We start from the raw sequence: 2,759 nt of genomic DNA on the forward strand, positions 1-2,759 counted from the left end.
GCGGGGCACTTCCCGGTGGCGTCGGCGCGGCGGTCGCCGGGGCGGGGCGGTCGCCGGGGGCGCGTGGCGGGGCGCGTCAGGCGAGGGTGGCCAGCCGCTGTGCCGCCGCCCGCAGGGTGTCCAGCCGTTTCGGGAAGGCGAAACGCACGATGTGACGCCCGTACGCGGGATCGTTGAAGAACGACGACCCGGGGACCGACGCCACCCCGGCCGTCTCCAGCAGCCGGCGGGCGAAGGCCACGTCGTCCCCGTCGGGGTCGAACGATCGCGTATCGCACATGACGTAGTACGCGCCGTCCGGCGGCCGGAAGCGGAAGCCGGCCGTGGCGAGCGCGTCGCACAGCAGGTCACGGCGCTCGAGGTAGTCGGCGACGAGGCCGTCGTAGTAGCTCGGCGGCAGTGCCATGGCGGCGGCCCCGCCCGCCTGCAACGGCGCGGCGGCCCCGACGGTCAGGAAGTCGTGGACCTTGCGGATGGCGGCGGTGTAGGCCGGTGGGGCGATGGTCCAGCCGACCCGCCAGCCCGTCACCGCGTAGGTCTTCGACAGGGCGTTGATCGTGACCGTGCGGTCGGCGAGCCCCGGGACGGTGGCGGGCGGGATGTGCCCGCCCGGGCCGAGATACTGGATGTGCTCATAGATCTCGTCGGTGAGGACGAGCGCGTCGTGCCGCTGGCAGAGCTCGGCGATCAGCTCCAGCTCGGCGCGGGTGAACACCTTGCCGGTCGGGTTGTGCGGCGTGTTGATGACGACGGCCCGCACCCGGTCGGAGAAGGCGGCGCGCAGCTGCGCCTCGTCGATGCTCCAGTCGGGCCCGTGCAGCGGGACGAACCTCGGCCGCGCGCCGGAGAGGATCGTGTCCGGGCCGTAGTTCTCGTAGAAGGGCTCGAAGAGCAGCACCTCCTCGCCGGGGTCGACCAGCGCGAGCATGGTCGCGATCATCGCTTCGGTGGAGCCGCAGGTCACGCAGATCTCGGTCTCCGGGTCCACCGTCCACCCCGGGTAGGTACGGGCGACCTTGGCAGCGATGGCGTGCCGGAAGGCCTTCGCGCCCCAGGTGATGGCGTACTGGTTGTCGTCCGCGTCGATGGCGGCCTTCGCCGCCTCCTTCAGCTCGGCCGGGCAGGGGAAGTCCGGGAAGCCCTGGGCGAGGTTGATGCCGTCGTGTGCCAGGCAGAGCCGGGTCATCTCCCGGATCACCGACTCGGTGAACGTCCCGGCCTTCGCCGACACCCGCGACGGGCTGCCCGCGGGCCGGGCCCGGCCGCCACCGGGCAGCCGGGCGTCCGGCAGCACGGCCGGAGACACGGCCGCGACCGTGGACACGGTGTTCGGCTGGCCGGCACTCACTCGCTCTGTCACGAAGCCATCATGGCCCAGCTCCCGCCGGCCTACCGGACAACGAGCAGGTCCCGGACGCTCCTCGACCGAAACCGCCGGCGGGGCCACGACCGGTAACAGCGGCGGAGAGCCGGAGGCAGCGGCCATTCGCATGATCCCTACAACGGCCCATGAGCAAGGACGGGACTCGGTACTGTCGTGACAGTACCGAGTCCCGTCCTTCGGGCACTTCGGCGGGGCTGCCCGAACAGAGGTGTGGCGGACGACGGCGTTCAGGTGTTTCCGCAGGTCGCAGCCTTACCCGGGCAAATGCCAGCCAGATTCCCCGGCACTCCCCGGCCGGGCCGCGCAGGGACGGGCTGGCGCGAGAGCGGATGGGCAGGCGCGAGGGGACGGGGCGTGCCCGAGGGCGGCAGGCGTCTCCGGCCCAGGGTACGGGCTGACCCCAGAGGAGTACGGGGCTCAGCCGGACGGCTCGGTGCCGGCGTCGGCGACGGCGTCGGCGACGGCGACGGCGTCCCAGGGGGCCCGGTCGGGGGCTGCGGCGCGGCCCTCGGGGCAGTGCCGCCGGTAGTCGCACCAGGAACACAGCCGGCCCGGCTGTGGCGGGAACGCCGTGTCCGGCTCGGCGCCATCACGCAGCGCCTCGGCCGCCCGCTCGGCGTCGTCGGCCAGCGCCTCGGCCCGCTGCAGCTGGCGGTGCAGCGACGCCTCGTCATGCTCGGCGCTGGCCACGGTGCCGGTGGGCAGATGGTGCAGCTCCACCCGCCAGCAGGGGCGGCGCAGAGTGCGGGAGACCGCCAGCGCGTACAGCGCCAGCGCCTGGGAGACCCGGGCGTCGTCGTCGGTGGGCGCGCGGCGTCCCGTCTTGTAGTCGACGACGACGAGCTCGCCGTCCCGGTCGTCGAGCCGGTCGACCCGCCCGGACAGGGCCAGCCGTTCGGTGCGCGCGGCGACCTGGCGTTCCACCGCCCTGGGCTCGCGGGCCGGGTCGAGGGTGGCCACGTAACGTCCGGCCATCTGCGCGGCCCGTTCCCGCCAGGCCGTGGACTGCTCGGCGTCCCGCCAGCCGTCCGTGACCCACAGCAGCCGGACGAGGTGGGCGGCGCGGGTCGGCGTGCGGCGGGCCAGCGGTTCGTCCCACCAGGCCCGCAGGGCGTTGTGCACGCTGGAGCCGAGGGAGTTGTGCGCCCATGGCGGCCCCTTCACCGGCGCCGGCCGGTCGAGATAGGCCATCCGGTAGCGGCGGGGGCATTCCGCGAACGCGGACAGTTTCGACGGGGTGCACACGAACAGCCGCCGCGGCATGCCGTCCAGCTGCAACTGGGCCACGAGACGATCCTCTCATCCGTCCTGCCGCCGCCCTGGTGACACCCTCATGCCGTCCCGCCGCCGTCCCGGTGACGCGCCCATGCCGTCC

The 2,759-nt window shown here is 73.8% G+C and carries 2 protein-coding genes; both read right to left on the bottom strand.

Going from position 1 to position 2,759, the window contains the following annotated elements; all coding sequences use genetic code 11:
* Window positions 1–76: 76 nt before the first annotated feature.
* Window positions 77–1,276: an aminotransferase class I/II-fold pyridoxal phosphate-dependent enzyme gene (locus NBW84_RS17590; RefSeq protein ID WP_250285831.1), complete on the bottom strand. Its 1,200-nt coding sequence runs from the start codon at window positions 1,274–1,276 to the stop codon at window positions 77–79.
* 525 nt (window positions 1,277–1,801) lie between these two features.
* Window positions 1,802–2,647, bottom strand: coding sequence for a RecB family exonuclease (locus NBW84_RS17595; RefSeq protein ID WP_445548751.1), 846 nt, complete (start codon window positions 2,645–2,647; stop codon window positions 1,802–1,804).
* Window positions 2,648–2,759 lie beyond the last annotated feature (112 nt).

This window comes from Protofrankia sp. CiP1_Cm_nod2 (genome assembly GCF_920664355.1).
GTDB lineage: Bacteria > Actinomycetota > Actinomycetes > Frankiales > Frankiaceae > Protofrankia.